Below are 7348 nucleotides of genomic sequence, written 5' to 3' on the forward strand. Positions count from 1 at the left end.
CCTCGGTGTTCCACAGCACCCGCTTGTGCCTACCGGGAATGCGTAGCAAAGGCTGGGGCCGGATCGTCAATATCGCTTCGGTCCACGGGCTGGTGGGCTCTACCGGCAAAGCGGCTTACGTGGCAGCCAAGCACGGTGTGATTGGTTTGACTAAAGTGGTCGGACTGGAAACGGCCACCACCAATGTCACCTGCAATGCAATCTGCCCTGGCTGGGTACTGACCCCACTGGTGCAACAGCAAATAGACACCCGTGGCGCGGCGGACGGCGACCTGGAAAAAGCCAAGCACGACCTGCTAGCCGAGAAACAGCCGTCACTGGAGTTTGTGACCCCGCCGCAACTGGGCGAATTGGTGTTGTTTCTGTGCAGCGAAGCGGGCAGCCAGGTACGGGGTGCAGCCTGGAACATTGATGGCGGCTGGTTGGCGCAATAACGGAGCGAGCCATGACTGAAGCACTCTGGACCCCAAGCGCAGAGCGGATCAGCGCAACCCGCATGGACGCCTTTCGGCGCAGTATCAACCAACGCCACGACCTGCAGCTAAGCGACTACCCGGCGCTGCACCAATGGAGCATCGACCACCGCGAGCAGTTTTGGCAGGCCATTGTCGACACCTTCGGCATTGAGTTCCATGAGCAACCCGAAACGGTGCTCATCGAAGGTCCGCAGATGCCCAGTGCCCAATGGTTTCCTGGGGCCACATTGAATTTCGCCGAGCACTTGTTGCGCCGGCGCGACGACTACCCGGCGATCATTTCGGTTACTGAGGACCACCAACGCACCCAATTCACCTACGCCGAACTGGCCGAGCAGGTGGCGGGCTTCCAGCAAAGCTTGCGCAACGCCGGGATTGGCCTCGGCGACCGGGTGGCGGCATGCATGCCCAACGTGTGGCAAACGCTGGTGGCGATGCTCGCGACCACCAGCCTCGGCGCGATTTGGTCCTGCTCTTCTCCGGACTTCGGCACCCAAGGCGTGATCGACCGCTTCGGCCAGATCGAACCTAAAATACTGCTGACCTGTGCCGGTTATCATTACGCCGGAAAACTCATTGATCAGACCGCCAAGGTCAACGAGATCCTTGAGCGGCTGCCGGGCCTGCAGCAACTGATCATCGTGCCCTTCGCCCGACCTCAAGCCCGCAGCGAAGACTTCCACACATCGGCCAAAGTCACTTTGTGGGACGACTTTTACCAGGCGGGCGGCGAGCCGTTTTTTGTTCCCGTGCCGTTCGCCCATCCGCTTTATATTCTGTATTCCAGCGGCACCACTGGCGTGCCGAAATGCATCATCCATAGCACCGGCGGCGTGCTGCTACAGCACGTTAAAGAGCTAGGATTGCATTGCGACGTTGGTCGTGAAGACTGCCTGTTCTACTACACCACCTGCGGCTGGATGATGTGGAACTGGCTGATGTCAGGCCTCGCGGTGGGCGCAACCGTGGTGATGTACGACGGCTCGCCTTTCTTTCCGCAGCCGCAGCGTTTGATGGACCTGATCGACGAGGAAGGCATCAGTGTGTTCGGCACCAGTGCCAAATACCTTACGGAGCTGGAAAAGCATGCAATCAAACCGCGTTTGAACCATCACTTCACCGCTCTCAAGACTCTGCTGTCTACTGGCTCGCCGTTGTCGGCTACCAGCTACGAATACGTGTACCGCGAGATCAAAAGCGAGCTGTGTCTGTCGTCGATTTCAGGCGGCACCGACATCGTTTCCTGCTTCATCGCTGGCTGCCCGGTGTTGCCGGTTTACCAGGGTGAAATGCAAGCCAAAGGCCTTGGCATGGCCGTAGCCATATGGAACGACCAAGGCCAGCCGGTAGTGGGCGAGAAAGGCGAAATGGTCTGCACCCGGCACTTTCCGGCGATGCCTATTGGCTTTTGGAACGATTTCCAGCAAGAACGGCTATTGGCCACTTACTTCACACAGTTCCCAGGCGTCTGGGCCCAAGGTGATTACGGAGAAGAAACCGCCCACGGCAGCTTGATCATCCACGGCCGATCAGATGCTGTGCTCAATCCTGGTGGCGTGCGGATTGGCACTGCGGAGATTTATCGGCAAGTAGAGAAAGTTCCGCAGGTTAAGGACAGCGTGGCCATCGGTCAGCGCTGGAAGGACGACGTGCGCGTAGTGCTGTTCGTACGCCTGCACGATGGGCTGAACCTGAGCAACGAACTGGAGCAGCAGATCCGTGACGTGATTCGTGCCAACACCACGCCCCGGCATGTGCCCGCAAAGATCGTTGCGATCACCGACATCCCACGCACTATCAGCGGCAAAATCGTCGAGTTGGCCGTGCGTAATGTGGTTCACGGGGAGCCGGTAAAAAACACCGATGCCTTGGCCAATCCCGAGGCGCTCGACCAATTCAGGGACCGAGAAGAGCTTACTTTTTAGCCTGCGCGCAGTTTATTCAGTTTTGAATGGACTGCCCTCGGGCCGATCATCCACCAGCCCCCAGTTTGCGACATTAGGTTCAGCGGCGGGCTGCGGTGGCGCTGGCGGCGTACTGATGTTTTTTGGCGATCCGTTGTCACGGTGCAGTTTGAGGCGCAACCGCACGTTGTTTTGGGAGTCAGCGTTTTTCATTGCCTCTTCCTCACTGATTGCGCCTTCCACGACCAAGTCGTACAACGCACCGTCGAAGGTTTGCATCCCCAGGTTGCCCGACTTTTCCATGATGCCTTTAAGCTCAGTCAACTCATTGCGCTGGATAAAGTCGCGGATAGTCGGCGTACCTAGCATCACTTCGACCGCTGCGCGGCGCTTGCCGTCCTGGGTTTTGACCAGTCGCTGGGAAATAAAGGCTTTCAGGTTGTTGCCCAAATCATGCAGCAATTGCGGACGTCGGTCTTCCGGGAAGAAGTTGATGATGCGGTCCAGTGCCTGGTTGGCGTTGTTGGCGTGCAGCGTCGAGATAGCCAGGTGGCCGGTGTCGGCAAAGGCCAAGGCGTGTTCCATGGTTTCGCGGTCACGGATCTCGCCGATCAGAATCACGTCTGGCGCCTGGCGCAGGGTGTTTTTCAACGCGGCATGAAAGCTGCGCGTATCAACGCCGACTTCACGCTGGTTAATGATCGATTTTTTGTGCCGATGGATGAATTCCACCGGGTCTTCAATGGTGATGATATGGCCGCCGCTGTTGCGATTGCGGTAATCGATCATGGCCGCCAGTGACGTCGACTTACCCGACCCCGTAGCACCGATCACCAGCACCAGGCCGCGCTTCTCCATTACCACGTCGAGCAGCACCGGTGGCAGTTTCAAATCTTCGAAAAGCGGAATTTCGAGTTTGATGTTCCGCGCCACGATTGAAACTTCGTTGCGCTGCTTGAAAATATTGATTCGAAACCGACCAATGCCGGCCAGTGAAACCGCGAGGTTCATCTCCAGCTCGCGCTCGAATTCCAGTCGCTGTTCGACGTCCATGATGCTCTCGGCAACCGCCGCCACAACGCCCGGCTTCAACGCCTCGGTACTCAGCGGCTTAAGCACACCGTTGAACTTGGCGCAGGGCGGCGCGCCAGTCGACAGGAAAAGGTCCGATCCGTCCTGGCTGGCCAGAATTTTCAACAGCGCGGGGAAATCCATGAGCAGCACATCCGCATGAAAAAGAAAAAATGATGAGTTGCCGACGGTGAAGGCAGCTTTGTGGGTCGGCGAATGGGTGTAGCTTGGATTGATAAGGGGTTTGGCGCAAACCGATATTGCAGTTGTTGCGCACCTGTCGGCAGAAACAATCAATCGGCGTCGAGGACAGGCATAATGGTCACCGTTTTTTCAGGACTGCCCGTGACATGAAAGCGCTCGCCCGCCACATTCTGGTGAAAACCGCCGAAGAGGCCGAACAACTCAAACAACGCATCGCCAAGGGCGAAGCGTTCGACGTGCTGGCCAAGAAATATTCGACCTGCCCCTCCGGCAAACGCGGCGGCGACCTGGGTGAGGTTCGGCCGGGGCAGATGGTCGGCGCTATTGACCAGGTGATATTCAAAAAGCCAGTGCGGGTGATTCATGGGCCGGTTAAGAGCAAGTTTGGGTATCACTTGGTGCAGGTTTTTTATCGGGATTAAGGAAGGTAGAGGCCGGGATTGCAGTTCACCCTGTGGGACCGAATTCATTCGGGAAAGCGTTGGGTCAGACGAAAACGAGCCTGATGTGAGACCTATTCCCAATATAATTCGGTCCCACCGATCTCTGGCATGATACCTGTTACCAAAAAACCGGCATCACGCTCTTGGGTATCAATGCCCCCGGATATTGAATAACCAAGCTCGCCAATGTGTGCCCCGCGTGTGCGGCTTCTTCCGGGCTTGCGCCTTTCAGCCGTTGTGCCAAATACGCAGCACTGAACGAATCGCCGGCCGCCGTGGTGTCCACCACCCGCGCGACCTTCTGCGCCGGAATCTCGAAGCGTTCGCCCTGGGCTTCCACCAAGCAGCTGTTCGCCCCGCGCTTGACCACCACTTCGCTGATGCCTAGCGCTCTGTATACCGACAACACCTGCTCCGAATCGACATAGCCAAACAGCGCTTGCTCGTCATCCTCGGTCAACAACGCCAGGTCCACGTGCGGCAACACTGCGCGATACGCCTCCCGAGCCTGTTCGACGCTGGTCCACAGCCGTGGGCGGTAGTTGTTGTCGAACGCTACTCTGGCACCGCGGGCTCGGGCCTCGATCAACATCGTCAGCAACCGCGCACGACCCTGCTCGCCCAGCACCGCCAAAGTAATACCGCTGAAATACAGCACATCGTAGTCCACCAGCGCCGCCAGAATCGGCTCGGCGGCGGGCGTGGTAAAACAATCACGCACGGCCGCTTCGTTGCGCCAGTACAGAAAACGTCGCTCGCCATTGGCGTCGGTTTGAATGCAGTACAAACCCGGCAAGCGCCCCGGCAGACGCTGAACCCGGCTCAGGCCGATTTGCTCATCGGCCCAGACTTGGCACATGGCATCGCTGAAGCTGTCGTCGCCCAGCGCCGTGACGTAATCCACCTGGGACGAGCCACCGAGCATGCGCGCCATGTACACCGCCGTGTTCAGCGTGTCGCCGCCGAAACTCTGTTGCAAAGTGCCATTGGCATGCTGCTGCAACTCGATCATGCACTCGCCAATCAAGGCGATACGAGGATGGTTGTGGCTGATCAATTCGCTCATCGGACTCACAAGCTCCTGGTCTAGAAAAACGCAGTCAGCGGCTCGATGACCTGCAGATTCTCATCCACCAGACAGCCCGAACGCCATTTATCGAAGGTCAGGCACGGGTGCGAGGTGCCGAAGGAAATGATGTCGCCAATCTTCAGCTCGCAACCCGGAGCAATGGTCATGAACGCATGCTGATCCATCACTGCGGTCACTTTACAGGCGCTGACGTCATCGCCCTGCGCAGGCAACACACCGGCGCGGTAACGCAGCAATGGGTTGGGCAGCCCAGCGTCATACGCGACGTCGCGCTTGCCCATGGCGATCACGGCGAAACCTGGTTCCGGCAGCGACTGCACATGGGCCCAGACTTCCAACGCTGGGAGTAATGCCTCACTCAGCTCGCTGCGGCGATCCAGCACACAACACTGTGCGTCTTTATAGATGCCATGGTCGTGCACCACGTAACTACCGGGACGCAACACGCTGAGAAAACGCTCGCGAACGGCTTGGGCATCGAAAGCTTCTGCGATCAGGTCGTACCACGCCGAACCGGACGCGGTGACGATGGGACGGCTCAGCGCAAAGGCGCCCTTGTCTTGCAGCTCAACAGCCAAACGTACCAATGAAGCGGCGAAGGCTTTGATCCCGGCGATGGCGTGATCGCCATGAATCACACCTTCGTAGCCTTCGATACCGGTCAGTGCCAGCGCCGGTTGGGCGGCAATAGCTTCGGCCAGCGCCAGCACTTCCTGCTCGGTGCGGCAACCACAACGGCCGCCGGGCACGCCGTATTCGATCATCACGTTCAACCGCAGACCGCGTCCGCCGAAATATTCGCCCAGCGCTGCGACGTTGTCCGGGTGATCGACCATGCAATGAAAATCAAACATCGAGTCGTCGAGCAAGTCGGCAATCAGCGCCATGTTCGGCGTGCCCACCAGTTGGTTGGCCATCAACACTCGACGCACACCGTGGGCATACGCCGCGCGGGTCTGCACGGCGGTGGCCAGGGTGATGCCCCAGGCACCTTCCTCCAACTGCCGACGAAACAACGCCGGAACCATGCTGGTTTTGCCGTGGGGCGCCAGCTCGGCGCCGCTGTTACTGACGAACGCCTGCATCCAGCGAATGTTATGTTCCAGCGCCTTCTGATGGATCACCAATGCCGGCAGGCTGACGTCGCGCACCAGATTGTCACCCGGCGCTGCTGCGCCTTTCTCTACTGCAGTAGCGTTCAGGTCGGCAGTTGCAAAACTCATGACGGTTCTCCTGATCAGCGCGGCGCGGGCCGCGCTATTCGTTAACTCGGCGCGCAAGACCGTTGGCGCTGTCGATCAGCACCCGACGGTAGTCGCTGTAATTGTTTTTGGCATCCGCACGTGGGGCGACGATGCACAGTGTGGCGATGCAAATGCCCCGCTCGTCGTTGACCGGCGCAGCGAAGCAATGGGTGAAGGTGTCGGCGACGCTGTCGAAGGAAAAGAAGCCTTCTTCACCGGCTTTACGGATCTCCCGCAGAAAGGTTTCCATGGGCAAACGGTCGCCACCGGGAAGGATGTAATCTTCCGGATCGATCAGGTCGTTGATCTCTTGATCGCTTAAATGGCTAAGCAGCAGCCGCCCGGACGCCGTCCAGGGAATCGGCGCGTTTTCGCCGATGTCGGATGAAATCCGAAAATGCCGCTCACCTTCTTTCATCAACGCAACCGTGTATTTGCGCCCATTGAGCAAGCACATCTGCGCCGTTTCACGGGTTTGGCTGACGATCTCTGCCAAGGAGGCTTCGGCTTCACGGGTGAAGTCGAAATGCCTTAGGTGCGCTTGGCCGAGGAAGTACAGCTGACGTCCAAGGTACACGTGCCCGTCCTTGCCGACGGTTTCCAGAATCCGTCGTTCAAGCAACGAACTGACTAACTCGTAAACCGTCGATTTCGGGCTGCCGATACCGCTGGCGATTTCATTCGGGCGCAACGGCGTGCCTTTCTCTTTGAGAAAGTCGAGGATATCGAACGCCCGATCCAACCCTCTGGCCCGGCGTTTGATGGTGTCTTCGGTCATGTTCGCACTACTCATTAAGCGATCAGTAAAGAATGCCCAGCAGTTTAACGCCGCGTAGCGAACGTTCCCACGGGTAAGTGGGAACACACTTTGGGGCTATCAGGCCTTGGGCTTCTTGTAAGCCACGCAATCCACTTC

General features: G+C 58.3%; 7 protein-coding genes. 3 read left to right on the plus strand and 4 right to left on the minus strand.

All coding sequences use genetic code 11. The annotated features are described in order from the left end of the window. Positions 1–434, plus strand: a 434-nt coding sequence (locus M0974_RS09290; protein WP_297835576.1) for an SDR family oxidoreductase, incomplete at its 5' end; no start/stop codon positions are given. A gap of 11 nt (positions 435–445) precedes the next feature. Then, positions 446–2401, plus strand: coding sequence for an acetoacetate--CoA ligase (locus M0974_RS09295; protein ID WP_297835577.1), 1956 nt, complete (start codon positions 446–448; stop codon positions 2399–2401). A gap of 12 nt (positions 2402–2413) precedes the next feature. Here M0974_RS09295 and M0974_RS09300 read toward each other — a convergent pair whose 3' ends face one another. Then, a complete protein-coding gene (locus tag M0974_RS09300) occupies positions 2414–3595 on the minus strand; it encodes a PilT/PilU family type 4a pilus ATPase (protein ID WP_297835579.1) in 1182 nt (393 codons plus the stop codon). Between the two features lie 206 nt (positions 3596–3801). Here M0974_RS09300 and M0974_RS09305 point away from each other — a divergent pair, with 206 nt between their 5' ends. Beyond that, a complete protein-coding gene (locus tag M0974_RS09305; protein WP_297835580.1) occupies positions 3802–4077 on the plus strand; it encodes a peptidylprolyl isomerase in 276 nt (91 codons plus the stop codon). 139 nt (positions 4078–4216) lie between these two features. Here M0974_RS09305 and M0974_RS09310 read toward each other — a convergent pair whose 3' ends face one another. From M0974_RS09310 to M0974_RS09320, 3 genes are read right to left on the minus strand one after another with little or no spacing between them, the layout of a single operon-like run. After that, positions 4217–5164, minus strand: coding sequence for a sugar kinase (locus M0974_RS09310; RefSeq protein ID WP_297835581.1), 948 nt, complete (start codon positions 5162–5164; stop codon positions 4217–4219). A 20-nt stretch (positions 5165–5184) separates the two neighbouring features. Continuing rightward, the gene (locus tag M0974_RS09315) at positions 5185–6411 is read right to left on the minus strand and encodes an amino acid deaminase (RefSeq protein ID WP_297835584.1); all 1227 of its coding nucleotides are present in this window, start codon (positions 6409–6411) and stop codon (positions 5185–5187) included. A 34-nt stretch (positions 6412–6445) separates the two neighbouring features. Beyond that, entirely contained in the window at positions 6446–7210 is a 765-nt protein-coding gene (locus M0974_RS09320) for an IclR family transcriptional regulator (protein ID WP_297835586.1), read from the minus strand. Positions 7211–7348 lie beyond the last annotated feature (138 nt).

The sequence above is a fragment of the Pseudomonas sp. genome, from assembly GCF_026224925.1.
Taxonomy (GTDB): Bacteria; Pseudomonadota; Gammaproteobacteria; order Pseudomonadales; family Pseudomonadaceae; genus Aquipseudomonas.